22 protein-coding genes, 1 tRNA gene and 1 pseudogene are annotated in these 22642 nt (G+C 68.3%); 16 read left to right on the top strand and 8 right to left on the bottom strand.

Going from position 1 to position 22642, the window contains the following annotated elements; all coding sequences use genetic code 11:
* The first annotated feature begins 10 nt into the window (after positions 1-10).
* The 3 genes from E3O18_RS08800 (at position 11) to E3O18_RS08790 (ending at position 2151) form a co-directional block, all read left to right on the top strand.
* Positions 11-457: a DUF1294 domain-containing protein gene (locus E3O18_RS08800; protein ID WP_134417925.1), complete on the top strand. Its 447-nt coding sequence runs from the start codon at positions 11-13 to the stop codon at positions 455-457.
* A gap of 393 nt (positions 458-850) precedes the next feature.
* On the top strand, positions 851-1798 hold the full coding sequence (locus tag E3O18_RS08795) for a hypothetical protein (protein WP_134395953.1): 948 nt from the start codon (positions 851-853) through the stop codon (positions 1796-1798).
* Entirely contained in the window at positions 1795-2151 is a 357-nt protein-coding gene (locus E3O18_RS08790) for a GntR family transcriptional regulator (RefSeq protein ID WP_134417924.1), read from the top strand. The genes E3O18_RS08795 and E3O18_RS08790 overlap by 4 nt, the downstream gene beginning before the upstream one ends.
* A 60-nt stretch (positions 2152-2211) precedes the next feature.
* On the opposite strand, the gene E3O18_RS16860 is transcribed toward E3O18_RS08790, so the two are convergent.
* On the bottom strand, positions 2212-2547 hold the full coding sequence (locus tag E3O18_RS16860) for a hypothetical protein (protein ID WP_347232341.1): 336 nt from the start codon (positions 2545-2547) through the stop codon (positions 2212-2214).
* 128 nt (positions 2548-2675) lie between these two features.
* Positions 2676-2840 (bottom strand): annotated as a pseudogene (locus tag E3O18_RS16855) (AAA family ATPase); the annotation flags it as partial.
* 77 nt (positions 2841-2917) lie between these two features.
* Between E3O18_RS16855 and E3O18_RS16790 the strand changes: the two are divergent.
* On the top strand, positions 2918-3043 hold the full coding sequence (locus E3O18_RS16790) for a hypothetical protein (protein ID WP_277870890.1): 126 nt from the start codon (positions 2918-2920) through the stop codon (positions 3041-3043).
* A 126-nt stretch (positions 3044-3169) separates the two neighbouring features.
* Positions 3170-3367 carry a hypothetical protein gene (locus tag E3O18_RS08780; protein ID WP_134417923.1) on the top strand — a complete coding sequence of 66 codons (198 nt, stop codon included), beginning with the start codon at positions 3170-3172 and terminating at the stop codon, positions 3365-3367.
* Positions 3368-3460: 93 nt separating this feature from the next.
* Here the strand turns inward: E3O18_RS08780 and E3O18_RS08775 are convergent, their stop codons facing one another.
* Complete coding sequence (locus E3O18_RS08775) at positions 3461-4369, bottom strand: hypothetical protein (protein ID WP_134417922.1); 909 nt, start codon at positions 4367-4369, stop codon at positions 3461-3463.
* 474 nt (positions 4370-4843) lie between these two features.
* Positions 4844-5107, bottom strand: a complete 264-nt coding sequence (locus E3O18_RS16580) for a hypothetical protein (RefSeq protein WP_241976526.1) — start codon at positions 5105-5107, stop codon at positions 4844-4846.
* Between the two features lie 82 nt (positions 5108-5189).
* Between E3O18_RS16580 and E3O18_RS08765 the strand changes: the two genes are divergently transcribed.
* Positions 5190-6650, top strand: a complete 1461-nt coding sequence (locus E3O18_RS08765) for a DUF222 domain-containing protein (protein ID WP_166784909.1) — start codon at positions 5190-5192, stop codon at positions 6648-6650.
* A 714-nt stretch (positions 6651-7364) separates the two neighbouring features.
* Here the strand turns inward: E3O18_RS08765 and E3O18_RS08760 are convergent.
* Both E3O18_RS08760 and E3O18_RS08755 read right to left on the bottom strand, forming a co-directional pair.
* Positions 7365-7436 (bottom strand) — tRNA-Arg (locus tag E3O18_RS08760).
* A gap of 168 nt (positions 7437-7604) precedes the next feature.
* A complete protein-coding gene (locus E3O18_RS08755; RefSeq protein WP_134395759.1) occupies positions 7605-8258 on the bottom strand; it encodes an iron ABC transporter ATP-binding protein in 654 nt (217 codons plus the stop codon).
* Between the two features lie 53 nt (positions 8259-8311).
* On the opposite strand from E3O18_RS08755, the gene argS reads away from it, so the two are divergent.
* The 10 genes from argS to pdxH all read left to right on the top strand — a co-directional run bounded on the left by argS (position 8312) and on the right by pdxH (position 20973).
* A complete protein-coding gene (gene argS / locus E3O18_RS08750; RefSeq protein WP_134395757.1) occupies positions 8312-9988 on the top strand; it encodes an arginine--tRNA ligase in 1677 nt (558 codons plus the stop codon).
* A 2-nt stretch (positions 9989-9990) separates the two neighbouring features.
* Positions 9991-10770: a DUF2993 domain-containing protein gene (locus E3O18_RS08745; RefSeq protein ID WP_134395756.1), complete on the top strand. Its 780-nt coding sequence runs from the start codon at positions 9991-9993 to the stop codon at positions 10768-10770.
* Positions 10771-10901: 131 nt separating this feature from the next.
* Complete coding sequence (locus E3O18_RS08740; RefSeq protein WP_134395754.1) at positions 10902-11189, top strand: hypothetical protein; 288 nt, start codon at positions 10902-10904, stop codon at positions 11187-11189.
* Positions 11190-11396: 207 nt separating this feature from the next.
* On the top strand, positions 11397-12857 hold the full coding sequence (lysA, locus tag E3O18_RS08735) for a diaminopimelate decarboxylase (protein WP_134395752.1): 1461 nt from the start codon (positions 11397-11399) through the stop codon (positions 12855-12857).
* Positions 12854-14191: a homoserine dehydrogenase gene (locus E3O18_RS08730; protein WP_134397573.1), complete on the top strand. Its 1338-nt coding sequence runs from the start codon at positions 12854-12856 to the stop codon at positions 14189-14191. The genes lysA and E3O18_RS08730 overlap by 4 nt, the downstream gene beginning before the upstream one ends.
* Entirely contained in the window at positions 14191-15312 is a 1122-nt protein-coding gene (gene thrC, locus E3O18_RS08725; protein ID WP_134395748.1) for a threonine synthase, read from the top strand. Before E3O18_RS08730 ends, thrC begins: the two co-directional genes overlap by 1 nt.
* Positions 15309-16262, top strand: coding sequence for a homoserine kinase (thrB, locus tag E3O18_RS08720; protein ID WP_134395746.1), 954 nt, complete (start codon positions 15309-15311; stop codon positions 16260-16262). The genes thrC and thrB overlap by 4 nt, the downstream gene beginning before the upstream one ends.
* A 400-nt stretch (positions 16263-16662) precedes the next feature.
* Positions 16663-19146: a transcription termination factor Rho gene (gene rho, locus E3O18_RS08715; protein WP_134417919.1), complete on the top strand. Its 2484-nt coding sequence runs from the start codon at positions 16663-16665 to the stop codon at positions 19144-19146.
* Positions 19146-20225 (top strand): peptide chain release factor 1, encoded by a 1080-nt coding sequence (gene prfA / locus E3O18_RS08710; protein WP_104194084.1) that lies wholly within the window; start codon positions 19146-19148, stop codon positions 20223-20225. The genes rho and prfA overlap by 1 nt, the downstream gene beginning before the upstream one ends.
* 106 nt (positions 20226-20331) lie before the next feature.
* Positions 20332-20973 (top strand): pyridoxamine 5'-phosphate oxidase, encoded by a 642-nt coding sequence (pdxH, locus tag E3O18_RS08705; protein WP_241978157.1) that lies wholly within the window; start codon positions 20332-20334, stop codon positions 20971-20973.
* A 54-nt stretch (positions 20974-21027) separates the two neighbouring features.
* On the opposite strand, the gene E3O18_RS08700 is transcribed toward pdxH, so the two are convergent.
* Complete coding sequence (locus E3O18_RS08700; RefSeq protein WP_134395742.1) at positions 21028-22038, bottom strand: 2-oxoglutarate and iron-dependent oxygenase domain-containing protein; 1011 nt, start codon at positions 22036-22038, stop codon at positions 21028-21030.
* A gap of 13 nt (positions 22039-22051) precedes the next feature.
* Positions 22052-22630 (bottom strand): serine O-acetyltransferase EpsC, encoded by a 579-nt coding sequence (gene epsC, locus E3O18_RS08695; protein ID WP_134395740.1) that lies wholly within the window; start codon positions 22628-22630, stop codon positions 22052-22054.
* Between the last annotated feature and the right edge of the window lie 12 nt (positions 22631-22642).

Raw genomic sequence — 22642 nt, 5'->3', positions numbered from 1 at the left:
GGAGACACAGATGAGGCAGACCAGGCCCAGGCGGCAGAGCTCACGAACGAGGCAGACCGGCACGCGGCGACGGATGCCCGCCCGCACCGGTTCGGGAGCCGGCGCCTACCTCGCCATCGTCGCCTTCACGTCGATCTATCTCGTCGTCGACGCCTACCGACCGGTCTCGATCTGGGTGGCTGCGTTCTATTTGGCCGTCAGCCTCGTCTGCTTCGTCGCCTACGCCATGGACAAGTCCGCCGCGGTCGCCGCGCGCTGGCGGGTGCCGGAGAACACCCTGCTGCTGCTCGGATTCGCCGGCGGCTGGCCGGGCGCGATCGTGGCGCAGCAGGTGCTGCGGCACAAAACCAAGAAGGCCGGTTTTCGGCAGGCGTTCTGGGGCACGGTGGCCCTGAATGTGCTGGCTTTCGTCATGATCTTCTCGCCGCTGCTGCTGCCGGACATGCTGGCCCGCTGAACCGAGCCGAGCCGGGCGGTGCGTGCCCGGCCGCGGGTTGCTCGTTCGATGTCAACGACGGCGACGGATCACGCGCACGATTCCGTCGTGGGCGAACTCTGTACCGTCTCCTGCCCTGACATCCTGCCGACCGGACCGCCCGACCTGAAGGCGGGCAAGGGAATGCCGACCCGGACTCCCCGGTGACGCCGGCGTACACGAGACCGTTCTGGTTCACCGGCACGATCCGCGAGGTGACCGTGGACGTCAACGGGGAATCACCCCAGCTCCGGAGGTCGAGCTCCGAGCTCATATGGCGCGGCGATAGAACAGCAGCACGCCGGGATCCCTGTTGTGTATTCATACTTGTATTGATAAGATAATACAAAACTTAGAACACAAAGGGGGGATCTGATGCTCGGTGACGTCTGGTCCAACATGATCTTCCACGTCGCCGTGTCCACGTGGACGGCAGCCGGTCTGCTCGTGGGATCGTGCGTGCTGCTGTGGGTCTTGACCCACGTTCCCGCCGTGCAGCGTCGGCTCGTCGCCCACGCGTCAACGGTCGCCGGGCTCGGCCTTCCGCACGCCTCGCATCCGATGGTCTTGGCGGCCCAGGTGCGGAGAGTACGGGGCTTCTCCGGCGGCGGCTTCCTCGGCGTGATCGTCTCGATTTTCCTCGTGTACTTCATCGGGGCGGACCGCAGTGGTCCGGCCACCGTGTTCCTGCTTGGCGGTTTCGTGATCGTCGGGGTGCTGGGTGGCGCGATCGCAGCCGTGGCCGGCGAGGTGGCGAGGACCGGTGAGGGTGAGCGGGTTGCCCATGGGCGGCGCACCCGCTTGGCCGATTACGTTCCGCGGTGGGAACGCGTCGGCGTTCGTGGCACCGTATTCCTCAACCTGGCGGTCGTCGGTGTGCTGGTAGTGCTGCCTGTTTTTTGGACGCTGCAGCTCTCCGTCTTCCCGCAGTCCTTCAGCGTGGCGGTCGTCGTGGCCGGGCTGGCCGTTGCGGCGCTCGCGGCCTTCGAAATCGGCGGTCGCATCGTCGTCGCGCGTCCCCAGACCATGGCGTCGGAGCAGGAGCTGGCCTGGGACGATGCGATGCGCTCGGCCGCGATCCGGGATCTGGTCGCCGCCGCGTTCTTCCTCGGTGCTTTTGGTGTCTTCTTCGGCGTTCAGGAGATCGCGATGGCGGTGCGACCGGGAATCGGTGGCGGCGTAGCCTCCGTGGAGGCGTTCAACCTGTTCGGGCTGGCCGTGCTGGGCGCGGGTGCCGCCGCATCCGTTCTCACCTCGTCACGGCGTCACTTTCGGCGAACCCTCCACACGGATGCCGGTTCGCGCCCGGTCGGCCCGCAGTGATCCTCGGCATCGACCCGCGCTCGGCGACACCGCCGTTCGACCAGCTGCGCGTGCAGGTCATTGCGCACATCCGGAGCGGGGCCATGGTCGCGGGAACACGCCTGCCCACGGTGCGCAGGCTCGCCGCTGACCTGGTGCTCGCGCCGAACACCGTGGCGCGCGCCTACAAGGAACTCGAGGCTGGGGGGTTCATCGAGACCCGCGGCAGGGCCGGTTCCTTCGTCAAGGCCGCACCGGACTCGGTCGAACAGCAGGCGCTCGGCGCGGCAAAGACCTATGTCGAACGGCTGCGGGAGCTGGGGGTCAGCCCGGCCGACACGGTGGCGTACGTCACCACGTTCCTGCAGAACTGAGGCCCGGCCGATGGTGAGAGCGGGTGCCGGTCGCGGCCGGTGGCCGTCGGTTGCCCCGGGTCAGATCAGGTGCCGCAGGTAGCGCTCCGGGGCCGCCAGGAAGGAGCGCCAGTCGCGCACCAGGTCAAGATCTTCCCAGGCGCACGGGCGGTAACCCCAGGGCCCGACCTCGTAAATGGCGGCGCCCGGGAGCGACGCCAGGATCGGGGAGTGCGTCGAGAGGATGACCCGGGCTCCGCCCGCGTTCAGGATGTCCTGCAGGCCGCGGATCAGGGCGAGAGAACCGGTGAAGGAGAGGGCAGACGCCGGCTCGTCGCGGATCCACAAGCCCGGGTAGCGGGACCGTGCCGTGACGAGGTGGAGGAAGGATTCGCCGTGCGAGCGCTCGTGGAACACCGGCTCGCTGCCGCCGCGGCCGGCGCCGAGCCCCGGGTCAGCCGCAGGTGGTCGGTGAGGGTGGATTCGCTCCGACGGGTGGTGTGCCGGGACCCGGTCGATCCGCCTTCCGGGCCCATCCCGTAGGCGCCCGCGATGGCCTCGACGAGGGTCGACTTGCCGACGCCGTTCTCGCCGACGAAGACGGTCAACGGGCCCAGCTCGAGGCCGCTGTCCAGGAGCTGCGCGATCGGGGCGAGGGTGCCGGGCCAGGCGCCGCGCGGCAGCGCAGGTGCGTCCGGGTCCTGGCTCACAGAGCGCAGCGGTCACTCGTTGTTTGGCATGCGATCATTCTGCCTGACTCGGAGGGCCGCCGAAGTGCGGCCGGGGAATGCCGGTAGCGCCACGGTCGAGGGTCGGGATCGTCTTCGTCGGGGCCGTCGTGACGGTCGTCGGTCTCGTCGTGAACGCATCCGTGGCCTGCCCGGCCGGTGATGTCGGCGGCGGTGCGCGCTAGGCCGTGCTGGCCGTTATCTCGGAGATTTTTCGGGAAACACTGGGTCACCCCAGCCAGTCTGTGCGGCGTGGCGCGAAAATCTCCGAGGTTGGTGCCGCGGGCACACCGGATGTCCCGCGGCAGCCCATGCCTCCGCACCGCTCCTGCGAGATCCCGTTCGCGCTGCTCACCGAGTGGATCGCCACCGGGTATCCGTTAGTGGCGGAGCTGGCCCGCCTGCACTTCGGCGAGTACGTGGACCTGCCCGCCGGGCACTGGCTCCAGTTCACCAGGCCGGCCGAGCTCGGCGCCGCGATTCTGGCGGGCGTGGGGCGCACCGCCTGATCTGCGGCGCGGGCGCCCACGACGGAAAGTCCAGGGCATCAAACCGCAGGTCCATGCATCCGAGAAAGCGCGCTCCCGACCGGGCCGGTACCGTCAGCCGCCAATCCAGGCGTCCACGCTGATGTCGAACCCGGCAGCGCTGCAGGCCGCGCTGACACGGGCGAGAGCCTGCCCCCACTCTGTCGACAGCGGATCGATTTGCTCGCTGGCCGACGACGGCAGCAGGCCCTTCAGGGCCTCCACCTGGTCCGCCACCGCGGAGCCGGGCACGGTGTCCACGCGGGCGCTCAGCCGCGCAACGAGCCGTGCGGCTCCCTCGAACTCCTGCTGGGTTGAGGGCTCTGCGAGCAGCGAACCGTACGCATTGTGCATCAGTGTCACAACGTCACTCACCTGGCCGCAGGTGTCCTCCGCGTTCACGGGATCCGCGGAAGGCGATGCGGTGACGAGTGAGGCATTCGTTTGAGTGCCGACGACGAAACCGACACCCAGTGCGACAAGGATGCCGAGAATCAGGAGGGAGTTGCGGTCGCGTCCCCCGGCGGGCAGCGCAGTCTCGTCGAGTACCTCCTCGAAAAACGGTTGGAGCGAACCCTCGTTCGTCCCCTCGTGCATCGTTCGGGGACCCGTCTCCCTCGGTGCCGTCGACTCACCGGGGGAGCGGGGCGGCTGGGTGTCGACCTCGAATTCGGCCGCACGGATCGCGGCGGCGATCGCGGCGCGGTCGGCGGCCACCGTGGCCTGCAGCTCCCGCAGTGCGGCGGTGGCCCTCGGATCGCCGACGGAGTCGCCGTTCGCCGAGAAGACGCGCTTCTGGAGGTCGCGCAGCTGGTTTGCCGGGGACGGTGAGCCATCCGGTGCCGCCTCGGAGGGGTGAGTCGCCCACCACAGGGCGTTGAGCACGTTCTTCTCTCCCGAGTAAGCGACCCGAACCGCCGCGAGGTAGGCCGGATCGCGCTGGGCCAGCGAGTACGCGTCCTCGGAGCCGTGGTCACGCACCACTGAGAGCCCCCGATCGTCGATTCGGCCAGCATGGCACAGTGCCCGTTCGTTCCCCTTTCCGCTTCGCGTGCCGATTCCTGTCCGCGTCGCCGCCAGTCGGCGTCGCGCCGGAACTGCGCCGGAGCTGCGCCGCTGCGCGCCTTGCGTGCCACGCGCGCAACGGCGCACGATGCGCGCGAGACGGTTGCCGCGGCACCGGCCCGCACGGACGCCGCAGACTGGGGTTATGGAAGAGTTCGCTTTCGACGGTGACGGCCCGGTGTGTCCGGCGTGCGGGGCCGAAATGACCCCCGACGGTGTGGACACCGCTCAGGGGCTCGAGTCCTGTCACCGATGTCCACGCTGCAAACTGGTCGTCGTCGTTTCGGGCAACTGGGCGGAGTAGGTGTCAGCCGGTAGCCATCCGGCTCGGGGCGTCACCGCATCCGCGTGCCCAGGGATGCGCCGCGAGAACGGGAGAACGCCGCTGCAGACCTAGTGGCCGGGAGCCCGATACGCCGGCGTCTTCTTGGCGGCGTCGTCGAGATCCGTCACTGTCAGGAGCGGCTTCGAACGCACGGTCACGGAACCCGTCGAATTGATCATGAGTGACAGGGCGGCGCCGAAGCGGGGCTGCGACGGATGGTAGGCCCGACTGATCCCGGGAGCAATGGTGCGGCCGCCCAGCCTCAGAGGGCTCCCGACCCGGTGGTCGCGCTGGGCGAGACCCGGTGAGGCACTCCCTGAATTTGTGAACAAACCTTCTAAACTTACAGTGCATTGAGTCGTCAAATACTGCCAAACTCTCGACTCTGTGTTCGCAATGAGGTATCCTCGTAACATGATCAATCTCGCGGATGACCTCAGGCAGGCGGCCGATGCCGTGGCCCGGCTGGGTTCCTCGAGTGCCGACCTTTCGGCCCTGCCCGATGCCGAGGTGTTGGCCGGCCAGAAGCGAATCGCTGCGATCCGTCGTCTCGTCGAGACCTATGCCGCCTGGATGGCGGCGACCATCGCCGAGCGTTCCCGGCCGGAGCNCGAGCGTTCCCGGCCGGAGCTCGGGCACTCGGGTTTGGCGGCGCGGCAGGGGTATCTCTCCCCGGAGGCCCTGATCCAGAACTCGACCGGCTCGTCGAAGGGCGACGCGTACAAGCTGGTCGCGGTCGGCACGATGATGGCCGATGCCGAGGCGGCCGACAGGCTGGTCGAGGCGGCGCTCTCGACGCCCGACGCGGATGCCGCCGAGGTCGCCGAGGTCGAGGCGAAGGTGCCCTGGCAGGCACCGATCGCCCGGGCCGTCACCGCCGGCACCCTCTCCGTCGACGCGGCCGAGTCGATTCGCGCCGGGCTCGGCCAAATCGATACCTCGGTCACCGCCGAGAAGCTCGCGGTGGCGCTGGAAGCGCTCCTGGCGGAGGTGTCAGCGTTGAATGCCGACGAGGTCTTCAAACGGGCCCGCCGGATGCGCGACTGGCTCGACGAGGCGGGCATCGCCGCCCGCGAGAAGCAGGCCCACGACGACCGCTACCTGCGGGTCTACCGGCTCGCCAATGGCAACGTGCGCCTGAACGGGCTCTTCGCGCCCGAAGACGGCGAGTTCGTGCTCTCCACCTTCGACTCCATCACCAGCCCCCGCCGCGGTGGAGTGCGCTTCGTCGACCCGGACCGCGCCGCCTGGGCACAGAAGATGCAAGACGACCCCCGCACGACCGAACAGATCAACGCAGACTCCCTCGTGCAGCTGCTGAAGATCGCCGGCGAGGCCGACCCCGGCCGGGTCTTCGGCGGCCGCCGCCCCTCGGTGCGGGTCATCGTGACCGAAAAGGCGCTCACAGCCGAGACCGGCGAGCCGGGTGCCACCGAACCCGCCGCTCACGGGCAGATCGAGGGCAACCCGGTCCCCATCTCGCAGGAGACCATCGACCGGTTGCTCTGCGACACCGGCACCCGCGGCATCACATTCGACGACAACGGCCAGATCATCAACGTCGGCCGCGACGAACGACTCTTCACCGAGCACCAGCGCGCCGCAATGGGAGTACGTGACGGCGGATGCCTCTGGGTCGACTGCGACAGGCCACCGGCGTGGGCAGAAGCCCACCACATCAACGAATGGTTGCAAGACAACGGCGACACCGACCTCGCCGACGGGGTACTCCTCTGCCACCCCCACCACCTGCTGCTGCACAACCAGCACTGGACGATCAGCCGCACCGGAACGCAGTACTGGCTTAGGCCACCGGTCGAGGTCGACCCGAAGCAGACGCTGATCGCACTGCCGAGCAAGCGGGCAGCGCTGTAGCGGTGGTCTCGACGGGCTCGCCCGCGACGCGGGATAAGCGTGGGTTCCGCGACTTCTGAGGGAGCGGTCCGTGGTTCCTGAGCGAGCGTTCCGTGACTCTCGTGACTCTCGTGACTCCCGTGTCTCCTCGTCACAGGTTGAGCTGCGACTCTCTCCCGAACGAATTCGCTGGAGATTCTGCTCGAAACTGTCCCAGGAAACCCAAATATGTGTTTTCAGACCAGAATCTGCGTCAAATCGGTCTACCACCGGGCCCGGAGCTGCAGAGGCGGTAGCGGTGTTCTCCGCGTTGCACGCGATTCCCGAGGGGCCGGGGCGCAGCAACCTCGCTGCCTCCGGATTCGAACGGGGGAAGGTCTTGGTGGCAGCCCTTCCCCGGCCATCGTCTGTGAGCACCGCGGTCTCGAGTCGTTGCGGTGGGGTCCGACGACCAGACCCGACCGGCCGCCGCGGGCACCGACGTCCACGTGATCCCGTCGCGCTCCGCAGCTGATCTGCGTGCCCATCGGATGGCGGCGGTCCCGTCCCGGTGGGGCTCAATGGTTATCGCTGACCTGTCGGTGGTGCGGGTGACCGGTGCGACCACGGCATAGCGACGCCGAGCTTCGTCGGAGAGCAGCTGTGGGCCAGTGTGGGCAAACGGCGCGGCAAAGCCTTCAGATCGTGTCACCGATCAGTCCGCGACCCGAGTGTTCGCACGGACTCTGACAGTTGTGCCCCCAGGCAGATTCGAACTGCCGCCCCTGCCTCCGGAGGGCAGTGCTCTATCCCCTGAGCTATGGGGGCCAGGGAAAACACTAGGTTATCAGCATCCGGGCAGGCGATGTTCCGCATCGAGTTCGACGGATGCGGTCGAGCTCGCCCGGCACACCACCCGAACTCGACCGGTAGTGCCGAATTCGGCAGGTTCGGGCAGGTTCAGGTGGGTTCCGCCGCGCGGTCCGCCCGGGCGTGTTACTGCAGGTTCGCGATCGCCGCGGAAACGAGTGACTCGGCGTCGCCCGGCTCGACGAACTCGCTCGAGCCCACCGTGATCCAGTAGGTGGAGGTGAAGACCTGAGCCACACCAGTCCCGCCGGCAGCCGAAAAATAGCCCTCGACGTCGGGCGGCGTGCCATATGTGGGAACGATCTTGCTGGAGCTGCTGGCCTCGTTCTTCAGCTGCGACAGCAGCACGTCGTTGGGCTGGGTCACCGAGACCTCGATCGTTCCGTCGCTCGATTGATTGAGCAGTCCGCAATTCAGCCCCTGGTACTCTGCCGCCATCTGACCCGCGGCGATGGTCGGCTCGAAACCGGGGGCCGTGCCGTAGCTCGGGTTGAAGGCGTAGACGTCGTCGAGGGTGAGCACCTGGTCGCAGGTAAGTGTGACCGGGGTGCCTGCTGCCGTGGGGGTGGGTGTCGGCGTCGCGGTGGGCCCCGGTGTCTGCGTCGCGTTCGACGTCGACCCGGGAGTGGCTGATGGCGACGCTGCCGACGGGCTGCTGTCCGGGGTGGAACCCGAACCGCAGGCAGCCAGCGCCACGACGGCGACCGTGCCGGTGGCAAGGAGAAGGGTGGTGCGCAGGAGCCGTCCGCGCGGGAGTCTGGGCGAGAGGGAGTGAGTCACGCTTGACCTTACCAAGAGGGTTGTCTGTGACCGGGCCGGTAAGCTTGCTTGTCGTGACTCCCGCTGAGCTTTCCCAATCCCTGTTCGACCTCATCCTCCAGTTGAGCGAGCGTCGACGCGAGGCCGGAATCGACGTGACCGACGTCAAACTGACCGGGGCGGATGTCACCCTCGAGCGTCCGAGAAACCGCGACCACGGTGATTGGGCCTCCAGCGTCGCGATGAAGATTGCCAAGCCACTAGGCTCCAACCCGCGCGAGGTGGCCGCCGAACTGGCTGCCGGCCTGGAACAGCTTCCCGACGTGGCCTCGGTGGACGTCGCCGGACCCGGCTTCATCAACATCCGTCTCGAGGCCGCCGCCGCCGGCGCCCTCGCCAAGACCATCGTCGATGCGGGCCCCGCTTACGGCACCGGGCACCTCTACGACGGCCTCAAGATCAACCTCGAGTTCGTGTCCGCCAACCCCACCGGCCCCATCCACATGGGCGGCGTGCGCTGGGCGGCCGTGGGTGACAGCCTGGCCCGGGTGCTGCAGGCGGAGGGCGCCGACGTCACCCGCGAGTACTACTTCAACGACCACGGCTCGCAGATCGACCGCTTCGCCCGCAGCGTGCTCGCCGGCTACCTCGGCGAGCCCACCCCCGAAGACGGTTACGGCGGCGCCTACATCGGAGACATCGCCGACCAGGTCGTGGCCAGCCACGAAGGCGACATCGCGGTGCTGGCCCGCGACGAGCAGCAGGAAGTCTTCCGCAGCGTCGGCGTCGATTTGATGTTCACCGAGATCAAGGAGAAGCTGCACGGCTTCGGCGTGGATTTCGACGTGTACTTCCACGAAGATTCCCTGCACGAGTCCGGCGCCGTCAACCGGGCCATCGAACGGCTGCGCGAACAGGGCCACATCTTCGAAGAAGACGGGGCCATCTGGCTGCGCACGACCACGTTCGGCGATGACCGCGACCGCGTCATCATCCGTTCCAACGGCGAACCGGCCTACATCTCCGGTGACCTCGGCTACTACCTCGACAAGCGTGAGCGCGGTTTCGACCAGAACCTGATCATGCTCGGCGCCGATCACCATGGCTATGTCGGCCGCATGATGGCCATGGTCGAGGCGTTCGGCGACGTGCCCGGCGTGAACCTGCAGATCCTGATCGGCCAGATGGTCAACCTGCTGCGCAATGGCGAACCGGTGCGGATGAGTAAGCGCGCCGGAACGATCGTCACCCTCGACGACCTCGTCGACGCCGTCGGCGTGGACGCCGGCCGCTACTCCCTGGTGCGCTCCAGCAGCGACACCCAGCTCGACATCGACCTCGACCTGCTCGGCAAGCGCACCAACGAGAACCCGGTCTTCTACGTGCAGTATGCGCATGCCCGTACCTGCTCGGTCGCCCGCAACGCGGCCACCGCGGGGGTGGAACGCACCGCATTCGCCCCGGAGCTGCTCACCCACGACAGCGAATCGGCCCTGCTCGGCGTGTTGCAGGAATACCCGCGCGTCGTCGCGCAGGCCGCCGAACTGCGCGAGCCCCACCGTATCGCCCGCTACATCGAAGAGGTTGCCGGCTACTACCACCGCTGGTACGACAGCTGCCGGGTGATCCCGCTCGGCGACGAACCGATCACCGACCGGCACCGCACCCGGCTCTGGCTCAACGACGCCACCGGCCAGGTCATCCGCAACGGCCTCGGCCTGCTCGGCGTCTCCGCACCGGAACGCATGTAGGCATGGACGCGTCCGCCAGGAAATCCCGTCGTCGCGGGCTCGGGGCGTTCATCGTCGCGGGTCTGGTCGTGGTCGGGCTCGTCGCTGCCTTCTTCTTCGTCGACGGGGGACTGCGCAGCTACGCCGAGGGCCAGATCGAGCGGGAGATCGCCTCGAACCTGCCCGACACCGTGACCGGGGACGTGGCCGTCTCCATCGGAGGCCTGTCGGTCATCGCGCAGTACCTCGGCGGCAGCTTCGACCGGGTGGCCCTGGAATCAGGCACCCTGACCGTGGACGGCGTGCAGGCATCCGTGCACGTCGTGGCGACGGATGTCCCGCTTGACCAATCCCAGCCCGTCGGCGACGTGCGCGGCATCATCGACCTCGAACCCGACGCCCTCAACACCCTGCTGAGCCAGTCTCTGCCGAGCAATGTCCCCGATGCCGGCGTCGAACTCGGGCAGGACGAGATCAGCTACAGCGGCAGCCTGGAGGTGCTCGGCTTCCCGATCGGCTACCGCGCCTCGGCGACGCCGAGCGTGGACGCCGACGCACTGCTGCTCACGCCGAGCGGTGCCAGCGTCACCTCAGGCGGCGGCAGCATCGACGCCGGCAACCTGCTGTCTCGTGTTCTGGGGGAGGAACCGCTCCGCATCTGCGTGGCCCAGTACCTCCCCGAGGGGGTCACCCTTGCCGGAGTGAACGTGACCTCGGATCGAGCGCGACTCACGCTGCAGTCGAGCACGTTGACGCTGAGCCGCCAGTCGCTGACAACCCTTGGCAGCTGCGGAGCAGGCTGAGCCGTGAGCGGCACGCCGCGCCGCTCGCGGACCGTTCGAACCGCGACCAAACCGGGGCCTGACAGGGTGACCGCGGGGTCGTAGGCTGGAAGGTACCGCCGGTCGCGCATTCGCTTGTCCGAGGAGGCTCCATGACTGTCCTGCGCATTCAACACCCCGTGCCCGACTATGACCGCTGGAAACGCGCCTTCGACCTGGACCCGGCCGACCGCCGCGGATCCGGGGTGATCCGCTACACGATCCTCCGCTCGGTGACTAATCCGAACTTCGTCATGGTCGACCTGGAATTGGGCTCCGTCCGGGAGGCGGAGAAGATGCTCCTCAAGATGCGGCGCATCTGGACTAGCAGCGGCTCGTCGGTCATGATCGACCCGGAGGCGTGGATCGTCGACGTGGCCGAAACCGCCGCGCTGGTCTGATCGCGGCCCGCCCCGCTGCTCAGCCCGCGCCTCTCACCACGCAGCGGGACGTAACGCGATTCGGCGCGCACCGGCGGCGTTCGCTACACTCGGGACAGGTCTCCGGTCGCAGCCGACGGCATCCTTTCACTGGCTTCAGGGACCAATCCGGGTTCGCTCGCCACTCAGTGAGACACCCACTCGACATTTCCCGTGAGGTTTTCACCCGTGGCCACCAACCCGCTCGCCCCCGACTGGCTTTGCCTGCCCGACGACGCCAATGCGCTTGCCGACGGCCTCTGGCCGGCCACCATCGACCGCACCCCGCAGGGTGAACTCCTCATCGGCGGCTGCACCGCCTCCGCCCTGGCCGCCGAATACGGCACTCCTCTATATCTGGTCGACGAAACGGATGCCCGCGCCCGCGCGGCCTCGCTCCGCGCCGTCTTCGAGGCCGAGTTCGCCCGCATCGGCACGAGCGTGCACATCTACTACGCCGGCAAGGCGTTCCTGTCCACCGAGATCGCCCGTTGGATGCTTGCCGAAGGCCTCAACATCGACGTCTGCAGCGGCGGCGAACTCGCCGTGGCGCTGGCGGCCGGCAGCCCGCCGAACCGGCTCGGCTATCACGGCAACAACAAGTCCCTGGCCGAGATCGACGAGGCCTGCCGCGTCGGCGTCGGCACCATCGTGATCGACAGCCTGGTCGAAATCGGGCGCGTCGCCGCGGCCGCCGCCCGGCACGGCATCGTGCAGGCCGTTCGGCTACGCGTGAACAGCGGCGTGCACGCACACACCCACGCATTCCTCGCCACGGCGCACGAAGACCAGAAATTCGGCGTGACGCTCGATGACGCCGCGGCGCTGGTGGGCCTCATCCGGGCCGAGCCGGGCCTAAGCTTCCGCGGCCTGCACTGCCACATCGGCTCGCAGATCTTCGGCGCCGACGGCTTCGCCGAATCCGCGTCGCGCCTCCTCGCCGTGCACGCCGCCCTGCTCGCAGGCGGCCCCGTCCCCGAGCTGAACCTCGGCGGCGGCTTCGGCATCGCCTACACGCTGGCCGACACCCCCACCCCGATCGGTGAGCTCGCGGCCAGCCTGGCCGACATCGTTGCCGCGCAGTGCAGCGCCCTCGGCATCCCGGTGCCCGTGGTCGCCTTCGAGCCGGGACGTTACATCATCGGCCCGGCCGGAATCACCCTCTACGAGGTCGGAACCACCAAGTCCGTCGACGTGGCCGGCAACCCGCGCCTCTATGTCAGTGTCGACGGAGGCATGAGCGACAACGCCCGCCCCGCCCTCTACGGCGCCGACTACACCGTGCGGCTCGCCGGCCGCGTGTCGGCGGCCGACCCGGTGCTGGTGCGCCTCGCCGGCAAGCACTGCGAGAGCGGCGACATCGTCGTCGACGCGGACTATCTCCCCGGCGACGTGGCCCCGGGCGACCTGGTGGCCGTCGCGGCCACCGGCGCCTACTGCTGGTCGCTGTCGAACAACTACAACTTCCTCGGCCGGCCGGCCGTGGTCGCGGTGGCCGACGGCATCCCGCGGATGCTGGTGCGCGGCGAGACCATCGCCGACCTGCTCGCCCGCGACACCGGGGTCTCGGTCTCGACCGGCTCGATCCCCGGCTCGAATCCCGGCTCGACCACCGGCTCGACCGATCTACCGAAGGAACCCGCCCGATGATCGAATACCGCAATCTGCGCGTCGCACTGCTGGGCGGCGGCTCCGTCGGCGCCCAGGTCGCCCGGCTGCTGCTCGAAAACAGTGAAGAACTCGCCAACCGGGTCGGTGCCAGCCTCGAGCTCGTCGGCATCCTGGTGCGCGACATCGACGCCGAGCGCACCGTCGACCTGCCCCGCGAGCTGTTCACCACCGACGCCGAGACCCTGATCCTCGGCGCCGATGTCGTGATCGAGTTGATGGGCGGCATCGAGCCCGCTCGCTCATACATTCTGATGGCGATCAACTCGGGGGCGGATGTCGTCACCGCCAACAAGGCGTTGCTGGCCACCCACGGGCCAGAACTCTTCGCCGCCGCCGACCAGGTCGGCGCACAGCTCAAGTACGAGGCGGCCGTGGCCGGTGCGATCCCGATCGTTCGGCCGCTCGGCGAGAGTCTCGGTGGCGACCAGGTCAACCGCATCCTCGGCATCGTGAACGGCACCACCAACTTCATCCTCGACCGGATGGACACTGAGGGGGACACCCTCGAGGAGGCTCTCGCCCTGGCCACCGACCTCGGCTACGCCGAGGCCGACCCGACCGCCGACATCGGCGGGTACGACGCGGCGCAGAAGGCGGCCATTCTGGCCAGCCTCGCCTTCCACACGACCGTGCCGCTCGCATCCGTCTACCGCGAGGGCATCACCGCCATCACGCCCGCGCAGATCGACTCGGCCCGCAAGGCCGGCTACGTCGTGAAGTTGCTCGCCATCTGCGAACGCCTCGTCGACGCCGAAAGCGGCCAGCAGGGCGTCTCCGCCCGGGTCTACCCAGCCATGGTTCACCGCAGCCACCCGCTCGCCTCCGTGCACGGCGCCAACAACGCGGTCTTTGTCGAAGCCGAGTCGGCCGGAAGCCTGATGTTCTACGGCGCCGGCGCCGGGGGCGTGGAGACGGCGTCCGCCGTGCTCGGCGACCTGGTGTCACTGGCCCGCCGCCACATCGCCGGTGGCCCCGGCGTTCCCGCGTCCCAGCACGCCGACCTGCCGGTCTTCGACATCGGCCAGATCGTCACGCGCTACGCCGTGACCCTGGAAGTCACCGACGAGCCCGGCGTTCTCGCCACGCTCGCCAGCGTGTTCAGCGACCACGGCGTGTCCCTGGCCCTGGTCGAGCAGTCGATGACGCCGGCGCAGCCGGGCACCGCGAGTCGCTCCGCCGTCTCCGCCACGGCTACCCTAGTCATCGGAACGCACGAGGCCACGGAGGCCGCCCTGGCGGCCACCGTGACAGACCTCGCCGCGAACAGATTTGTCACCAATGTCGCATCCGTTTTGAGAGTTGAAGGAGCCTGATGTCCAGCGAACGAGAGACTCTGCCGAAACCAGCCGCGAAGACGGCTTCCCGGCAGTGGCGCGGCGTGCTGCGCGAGTACGCGGACCGCCTCAACATCACGGATGCGACGCCGATCATCACGCTCGGCGAGGGGGGCACCCCGCTGATTCCGGCTCCGGCGCTCTCCGTTCGCACGGGCGCGAAGGTCTGGATCAAGTACGAGGGCATGAACCCGACCGGTTCCTTCAAGGACCGCGGCATGACCATGGCCATCTCCAAGGCCGTCGAAGACGGTGCCCAGGCCGTCATCTGCGCGTCCACCGGCAACACCTCCGCGTCGGCCGCCGCCTACGCGACCCACGCCGGAATCCAGGCCGTCGTGCTGGTGCCCGAGGGCAAGATCGCCATGGGCAAGCTCAGCCAGGCCATCGCGCACAACGCGCAGCTGCTGCAGGTGCAGGGCAATTTTGACGACTGCCTCGACATCGCCCGCGACCTCTCCGCGAATTACCCCGTGCACCTAGTCAACTCGGTCAACCCCGACCGGATCGAGGGCCAGAAGACGGCCGCCTTCGAGGTCGTCGAGGTGCTGGAAGACGCGCCGGACATCCACATCGTCCCCGTCGGCAACGCCGGCAACTACACCGCCTACACACGCGGGTACACCGAAGAGCTCGAGCGCGGCGCCACTACGAAGCTGCCGCGCATGTTCGGGTTCCAGGCTGCCGGCAGCGCCCCGATCGTGCTCGGCCACCGCGTCGACCACCCGGAGACCATCGCCAGCGCCATCCGCATCGGCAACCCGGCCTCCTGGGACCTCGCCCTCGCCGCGCGCACCCTGACCGACGGCTACTTCGGCGCGATCAGCGACGACAAGATCCTCGAGGCCTACCGCATCCTGTCGGCCGAGGTCGGCATCTTCGTCGAACCGGCCTCCGCGATCAGCGTCGCCGGCCTGCTCGAACGCGCCGAAGCCGGGCTCATCCCGGCCGGCTCCACCGTGGTTCTCACGGTCACCGGCCACGGTCTGAAGGACCCGCAGTGGGCGCTCCGCACCGCGGACGGCTCCGACGTCAAACCGACCATCGTGCCTGTCGACACCGCCGAAATCGCCAGCGTCCTCGGGCTGGTCCAGAAATGACCATCGCCGAGGCCCTCTCGGGCAAGTCGGTGCTCTCGGGCCGTTCCGTCACCGTGCAGGTGCCGGCGACCACGGCCAACCTCGGCCCCGGCTTCGACACCCTGGGTCTGGCCCTGGCGCACCACGACCACCTCGAGGCCTCCGTTCGCGATGAGCCGGGCGTCACGGTCGAGGTGCACGGCGTCGGTGAAGGCGTGGTGCCCACCGATGAGACCAACCTTGTCGTGCGCGCCCTCATCCACACCTTCGCCGCCTACGGCCAGGAACTGCCCGGACTGAACCTCGTTGCCCACAACGAGATCCCGCACGGCCGCGGCATGGGCTCGTCCGGCGCCGCCATCGTCGCCGGGATCATGGCCGCGAAGGGCCTGCTCGAGGGCATCGTCGACATCGATGCGGAGGCGCTCCTGGCCCTCGCGACTGAGATGGAGGGGCACCCCGACAATGTGGCGCCGGCACTGTTCGGGGGTCTCACGATCGCGTGGATGACACCCGACGGACCGCGCCACAAGAAGCTGATGGTGCACCGCGGCGTCAAGCCGCTCGTGTTCGTTCCGGAGCACGCCATGTCCACGGCGCTCGCCCGCAGCCTGCAGCCCGAGAGCGTGCCGCACGAAGACGCCGTCTTCAACCTGTCGCGCTCGGCCCTCCTGATCGCCGCCCTGATCCAGAGCCCCGAGCTGCTCCTCGCGGCCACCGAGGACAAACTGCACCAGAGCTACCGTGCCGCCGCCATGCCGGAGACCAACCGGCTGATCACCCTGCTCCGGGAGCACGGCTTCGCCGCCGTCGTCTCCGGCGCCGGCCCATCGATCCTGGTGCTGGCCAGTGACCCAGGGCAGCGACTCGTCGCGGCCGAGCTCGTCGCCGCCGAGTCCGAAACGCCCTGGCAGGCGCTGATGCTGGCCGTCGACGTGCTGGGCGCAACCGTCACCCGCACCGAGCGTTAGAGAGCCGAGTCCGAATCGATTGGGTGTGTCGCTCCCGGTCGGTCAGCCGGCTGCACCGCCCGGGCGGTGTTCCTCGCCGTCGCAGTGCCCGCTCCGGTTGGACCCGGTAGCGGTGACTCATCGCTGACGGCTGTGAGGGCTCACTCATGTCACGGAGTAACTGAAAGCCGAGGACACGCCGTATCCGGGCGGTCCTCGGCGTTCTCACGTTCTGCTACAGTGAACGTGCACCCGATGGAACCGCGTAACGCCCGGCTCCCTTCTCCGGTGCATTCCCTGTAACTCACTGCTATCGCATCATCTATGCGTAGCTGTGTGTGTTCACTTCAATCCACATCACTTTGGGATTGGACCACCCGCAGCGCGTGAGACGCTGCAACAGCTTCCCTGGCCAGCACGCATGACGCCAGGGGAAAGGACAATTTTCGTGACTGACGTCAACCTCCTCACCCCCGGTGCGGATTCCTCGCACCTCACCACCCTTCGCGTCGCCGAGCTTCTGGCTCTGGCGATCGAGCTGGGTATCCCGGGTGCATCCAAGCTTCGCAAGGGAGAGCTCGTAGGAGCAATCACCGCCGAGCAGGCCAAGAGCGCATCCTCGGGTGTCTCCGCCGAGGCCACGCCCGCCGACACCACGCCCGCCGACACCACGGCCGCCGATCCCGTCGAAGAGGCGACTCCCACGGCCGACGCTGCGACCGACGCGGCCTCGACCACCGACGTTGCTGCCAACGTCACCGGCGCCGCGCCGCGCAAGCGCGCGTCCCGCCGCGCCTCCACCGCGACCGCGGCTCCCGCCGTGGCACACGTCAACGCTGACGGCGACCTGGGCATCGGCATGATCGTTCCGGATGACGCCGCGACCCTCCGCCGCACGACCGCCCCCACCACCTATGCCGGCACCGTGCCGGAGTCACCCGCGACCGAGACCGTAGCCCCGGCCACGAAGCCGGTCCGCCAGGCTCGCAAGCGTGCCACGTCGGTCACTGTGAAGGCGGCCGCCGAAGCGGCCGCCACCCCCATCGTGGACACCGAGGCCCCCACCGTTCAGACTGAAACAATCACCGAGGCTGCCGGCGAGACCGCAGTCGTGGCCGAGGAGACCCCCGCCATCACCGAGTCGGCGCCCGAGGCCACCGGTTCCGGCCGGTCGCGTCGCGGTAGCTCACGCGGTGGCCGCAACGGCGGTGCCCGCAACAGCATCGACGCCCGCAACAACGCCGACGAGCTCGGCACCGAGACCGGCACCGAGACCGGAACCGAGCAGCACGCCCGGGTCGAGAACGCCGTCACCGATCAGGCCGAATCGACCGAGCAGGGCGAGCACGCCGGTCAGGGCGAACTGTCCGAGCAGACGGAACAGCCCCGACAGGGCCGCAACCGCAACCGCAGCCGTGGGGGCGACCGCACGCAGGGTGCCGAGCGCGGCGAGGAGACCGCCCGCCAGCAACGCCAGACCGGCAACCGCGGCCAGGGCCAGAGCCAGGACAATCAGAATCAGGACCGCAACCAGGGTCAGGATCGAAACCAGGGTCAGGACCGCCAGGACCGCAACCAGGGCCAAGAGCGTCAGGGTCAGGATCGTCAGGGTCAGGACCGCAACGCCGGTCCCGACCGCGCCGGACTCGAAGACGACCTGAACGGCCGGAGCAACCGCAACCGTTTCCGTGACCGCAAGCGTCGCGGCGTCACCACCGGCGACGACTTCGAGCCGGAGCTGAACGACGACGACGTGCTGATCCCCGTCGCCGGCATCCTCGACGTCCTCGACAACTACGCGTTCGTGCGCACCTCCGGCTACCTGCCGGGTGCCAGCGACGTCTACGTCTCGCTCGGCCAGGTCAAGAAGTACAACCTGCGCAAGGGAGACGCCGTCGTCGGCTCCATCCGCCAGCCCCACGAAGGCGATCAGAGCGGACGCCAGAAGTACAACGCGATCGTCAAGGTCGACTCCATCAACGGCCTGACCGTCGAAGAGGCCGCGAACCGCGTCGAGTTCCAGAAGCTCACGCCGCTGTACCCGACGGAGCGGCTGCGCCTCGAAACCGAGCCGGGCAAGCTGACGCAGCGGATCATCGACCTGGTCGCCCCGATCGGTAAAGGACAGCGCGGCCTGATCGTCGCACCGCCTAAGGCCGGCAAGACCATCGTCATGCAGCAGATCGCCAACGCCATCGCCACGAACAACCCCGAGGTCCACCTCATGGTCGTCCTGGTCGATGAGCGTCCCGAAGAGGTCACCGACATGCAGCGCACGGTGAAGGGTGAGGTCATTGCCTCCACCTTCGACCGTCCCGCCGAAGACCACACCACGGTCGCCGAGCTCGCCATCGAGCGTGCCAAGCGTCTCGTCGAACTGGGCCACGACGTCGTTGTGCTGCTCGACTCGATCACTCGCCTGGGCCGCGCCTACAATCTGACGGCCCCGCCGTCGGGCCGGATCCTCTCCGGCGGCGTCGACGCGTCCGCGCTGTACCCGCCGAAGCGTTTCTTCGGAGCGGCGCGCAACATTGAGAACGGTGGCTCGCTCACCATCCTCGCCTCCGCCCTGGTGGAGACCGGATCCAAGATGGACGAGGTTATCTTCGAGGAGTTCAAGGGCACGGGCAACATGGAGCTCCGCCTGTCGCGCCACCTGGCCGATAAGCGCATCTTCCCCGCGGTGGATGTCAACGCATCCGGAACCCGTCGTGAAGAAATGCTGATGAGCGCGGACGAAGTCAAGATCACTTGGAAACTGCGACGCGCCCTCGCCGGGCTCGAACAGCAGCAGGCACTGGAGATCATCCTCGGTCGCCTCAAGGAGACCACGTCCAACGTCGAGTTCTTGATGCAGGTTCAGAAGTCGATGCCGACCCTCGGTGGGTCAGACAAGGATCACTGATGTTCGAGTCTGTCCTGACTCTGCTGGCTGAGCACGATGAGCTCCAGTCTCAGCTGGCGGATCCCGAGCTGCACGCAAACCCGGCCCGATCGAAGAAGGTCAACCGTCGTTATGCCGAGCTCAGCCGCATCATCGCGGCCTGGCACGAGTGGAAAGAGATCGGCGAGAACCTCGATGCCGCGCGGGAACTCGCGGACGAGGACGCCGACTTCGCCGCGGAGATCCCCGGTCTGGTGGAGCAGCTGGAAAACGCGGCCGAAAAGCTGCGGCGCCTGCTGATTCCGCGCGACCCGCTCGACGCCCGTGACGTGATCATGGAGATCAAGATGGGGGAGGGCGGTGCGGAATCCGCACTGTTCGCCGCCGACTTGCTCCGCATGTACCTGCACTATGCGGAGTCGAAGCGCTGGAAAACCGAGATCATCGAGCAGACCACGAGCGACCTCGGCGGCATCAAAGACATCCAGCTCGCCATCAAGGGTAACGCGAGTGACCCTGCCGAGGGCGTCTGGGCGCACCTCAAGTACGAGGGAGGCGTGCACCGCGTTCAGCGAGTGCCGGCCACCGAGTCGCAGGGACGCATCCACACCTCCGCCGCCGGCGTGCTCGTCTTCCCTGAGGTCGACGAGCCCGAAGAGGTCGAGATCAGTGCGAACGACCTCAAGATCGACGTGTACCGGTCGAGCGGCCCCGGCGGCCAGTCCGTGAACACGACCGACTCCGCCGTGCGCATCACCCACCTTCCGACCGGCATCGTCGTGGCCATGCAGAACGAGAAGAGCCAGCTGCAGAACAAGGAAGCCGGCATGCGCGTTCTGCGTGCCCGCGTTCTGGCCCGGCAGCAGGAAGAAATCGACGCCGCCGCCTCCCTCGTGCGCAAGGGCCAGATCCGCACCATGGACCGGTCCGAGCGCATCCGCACGTACAACTTCCCGGAGAACCGGATCGCGGACCACCGCACCGGCTACAAGGCCTACAACCTGGACACGGTCATGAACGGCGCCCTCGACGCCGTGATCGACTCCTGCATCACGGCCGACGAAGCCACCCGGCTGGCCGAGATCGGTGATCACGACTGACCAACCCTGCACGCAGCGGTTGCCCAGCCGCCGGTCTCTCGTAGTCTGGAGAGAACGGCGGCTGGGCTTTTCGCATCCACCGTTCGACAACGAGGCGAGGATGCTGATGGAATCCCTGACGAGTCACACCGACTACGGCGCTGTGGGCCTGACCGAGGCGCAGGTGAATTCTGACCCGATGCTCGAGTTCGCCACCTGGTTGGCGGCCGCCGAGGGGGCCGGGCTGTATGAGCCGAACGCCATGGTCGTCGGCACCATCGACCCCGACGGGCGGCCGAGCAGCCGCACGGTGCTGCTCAAGGGGCTCGACGGCAGCGGGTTCGAGTTCGTCACCAACTACGACTCGCGCAAGGGGCGCGCGCTCCGGAAGAATTCCGGTGTGACGCTGCTATTCCCCTGGTACCCGATGCAGCGCCAGGTGATCGTCTACGGCACGGCCCACGCCACGGATGCCGCCGTCAGCGACGCCTATTTCGCGCGTCGTCCGCGGCCCGCCCGGATCGCCGCCCTGGCCAGTGAGCAATCGGAACCGATCGCGAGCCGCGAACTGCTCGAGGAACAGGTGCGCGCGGTCGACCGGCGGTACCCCGACGACGCGGAGATCCCGCGGCCCACGGACTGGGGCGGGTTCCGGGTCATTCCGCACGCGATCGAGTTCTGGCAGGGCCGCACGTCCCGGCTGCACGACCGCCTGCATTTCACGGCGCTGGCGGGCGGCGGCTGGAAGCGGGAGCGCCTCCAGCCGTAGCACCCGCCAGGGCGGCCACGATCGCTGCGCGGGCAGCGGCGGCGGCTGCGATGGCTACTCGGCCAGGTCGGAGTAGTGGATGGCGGCCACGTCCGGGTGCGCGCGCAGTCGGCTCTTCAAGGCATTCTCCCCGTAGGTGGAGAAGATCGGGTTGTCCGGGTCGGCCGTGACCCCGGGCGCCTCGAGGGAGTCCGGCAGGGTGAGCAGCGGGATGGTCGCGTCGAGCGCGGGGCCGAAGAAGAACGGAATCGAAACCCGGTCGTCGCCGATCAGAGGCGAGATCACCCGGTGCACGGTGGCCTTGAGATAGCCGTTCGTGGCCACCTCCAGCAGCTCGCCGATGTTGACCACGAAGGCGCCGTCGAGCGGGGGAGCGTCGAGCCAGTCGCCATCCTTCTCCACCTGCAGGCCACCCTTGCCGGGTTCGACGAACAGGAGGGTCAGCACCCCGGAGTCCTTGTGCGCGCCGACGCCCTGCCGGGGAGTGGGATCGGATTTGCCGGGGTAGCGCACGATCTTGATCAGGGTGAACGGCTTCTCGGCGAAGGCCGCGTCGAACACGTGCTCGTCGGCACCGAGAGACAACGCCCAGGCCTGCATCAGGCGGAGGGCGACCGCGGTGAGCTCGTCGCGCCAGAGGGTCATCACGTCTCGTAGCGCGGGGAGAGTGGACGGCCACTGGTTCGGTCCCTCGAGACGCAGGTAGTCGGCATCCGTGGGACGCGGAAGTGCCGGGCGTTCCGGCCCGATGTCAATCTGCTCGCGCCAGTCAACCGTACCCTGGGTGAGCTCGCCGCCCACCCGCGTGTAGCCACGGAAGTGCGGGCTCCGCAGGTTCTCGATCGCCATCTTGTCGGCTTCGGGGAGGGCGAAGAAGGCTCGGGCGGTGTGCATGACCCGATCCGTGAGGTCCGCGGGCACGCCGTGACCGGTCAGGTAGAAGAACCCGAAGGAGTGGGTGGCCTCCCGCAGATCGGCCCGAAAAGCCTCCGCCTCCGCCTCGCCCCGGTCGAGCCGCGAGAGGTCGAGTACGGGGAGGGTGAGGGCGGCGGTATCGGTGGTCATTGGTCTCTATCCCTCAGTCGTCGCCGGGCAGCAGCCCGCGGGCGGATTCGATGGTGTCGGTCTTGGCCGGCTGCACGATGGCCGGGATCCCCAGCAGCAGCGACTTGGGTGGGGCATCGCGGGTCACCACCGCGTTGGCGCCGATGGTACTCCAGGCGCCGATGACGATGGGCCCGAGCACCTTGGCGCCGGCGCCGATCGTCACCCCGTCGTGCAGGGTGGGGTGCCGCTTCTCCCCCCGGGCCACCCCGTGCCGGGTCTTCCCGCCGAGGGTGACTCCGTGGTAGAGCATCACGTCATCGCCGATGTCCGAGGTCTCCCCGATCACCACGCCCATGCCGTGGTCGATGAACAGCCTCCGGCCGATGCGGGCGCCGGGGTGGATCTCGATCCCGGTCAGGAACCGGGTGAACTGCGACAGGAGCCGGGCCGGAAGCCGCAATCCGGCCTCCCACAGCCGGTGGGACACTCGATACGACCACACGGCGTGCAGACCGCTGTACGCCAGGAACACCTCGATGTTGCTGCGGGCGGCCGGGTCGTGGGCGCGCGCCATAGCCAGGTCCTCACGGATGCTCGACAAGACACCCATTCGCTGCGTCGC

Source organism: Cryobacterium sp. TMT2-42-4 (assembly GCF_004402645.1).
Classification (GTDB): Bacteria; Actinomycetota; Actinomycetes; order Actinomycetales; family Microbacteriaceae; genus Cryobacterium; species Cryobacterium sandaracinum.
The sequence above is the reverse complement of the archived record's forward strand: the minus strand, read 5'-3'. Positions and strand labels throughout refer to the sequence as shown.

What these genes read in the sequence shown, in the direction of transcription:
- E3O18_RS08800 (WP_134417925.1), top strand. Translation starts at nt 11, where the DNA reads ATGAGGCAGACCAGGCCCAGGCGGCAGAGCTCACGAACGAGGCAGACC.
- rho (WP_134417919.1), top strand. Translation starts at nt 16,663, where the DNA reads ATGACGCCAGGGGAAAGGACAATTTTCGTGACTGACGTCAACCTCCTC.
- prfA (WP_104194084.1), top strand. Translation starts at nt 19,146, where the DNA reads ATGTTCGAGTCTGTCCTGACTCTGCTGGCTGAGCACGATGAGCTCCAG.
- E3O18_RS16790 (WP_277870890.1), top strand. Translation starts at nt 2,918, where the DNA reads ATGCCGGTAGCGCCACGGTCGAGGGTCGGGATCGTCTTCGTCGGGGCC.
- pdxH (WP_241978157.1), top strand. Translation starts at nt 20,332, where the DNA reads ATGGAATCCCTGACGAGTCACACCGACTACGGCGCTGTGGGCCTGACC.
- thrC (WP_134395748.1), top strand. Translation starts at nt 14,191, where the DNA reads ATGTCCAGCGAACGAGAGACTCTGCCGAAACCAGCCGCGAAGACGGCT.
- E3O18_RS08740 (WP_134395754.1), top strand. Translation starts at nt 10,902, where the DNA reads ATGACTGTCCTGCGCATTCAACACCCCGTGCCCGACTATGACCGCTGG.
- E3O18_RS08745 (WP_134395756.1), top strand. Translation starts at nt 9,991, where the DNA reads ATGGACGCGTCCGCCAGGAAATCCCGTCGTCGCGGGCTCGGGGCGTTC.
- E3O18_RS08795 (WP_134395953.1), top strand. Translation starts at nt 851, where the DNA reads ATGCTCGGTGACGTCTGGTCCAACATGATCTTCCACGTCGCCGTGTCC.
- epsC (WP_134395740.1), bottom strand. Translation starts at nt 22,630, where the DNA reads ATGGGTGTCTTGTCGAGCATCCGTGAGGACCTGGCTATGGCGCGCGCC.
- thrB (WP_134395746.1), top strand. Translation starts at nt 15,309, where the DNA reads ATGACCATCGCCGAGGCCCTCTCGGGCAAGTCGGTGCTCTCGGGCCGT.
- E3O18_RS08700 (WP_134395742.1), bottom strand. Translation starts at nt 22,038, where the DNA reads ATGACCACCGATACCGCCGCCCTCACCCTCCCCGTACTCGACCTCTCG.
- E3O18_RS08730 (WP_134397573.1), top strand. Translation starts at nt 12,854, where the DNA reads ATGATCGAATACCGCAATCTGCGCGTCGCACTGCTGGGCGGCGGCTCC.
- E3O18_RS08780 (WP_134417923.1), top strand. Translation starts at nt 3,170, where the DNA reads ATGCCTCCGCACCGCTCCTGCGAGATCCCGTTCGCGCTGCTCACCGAG.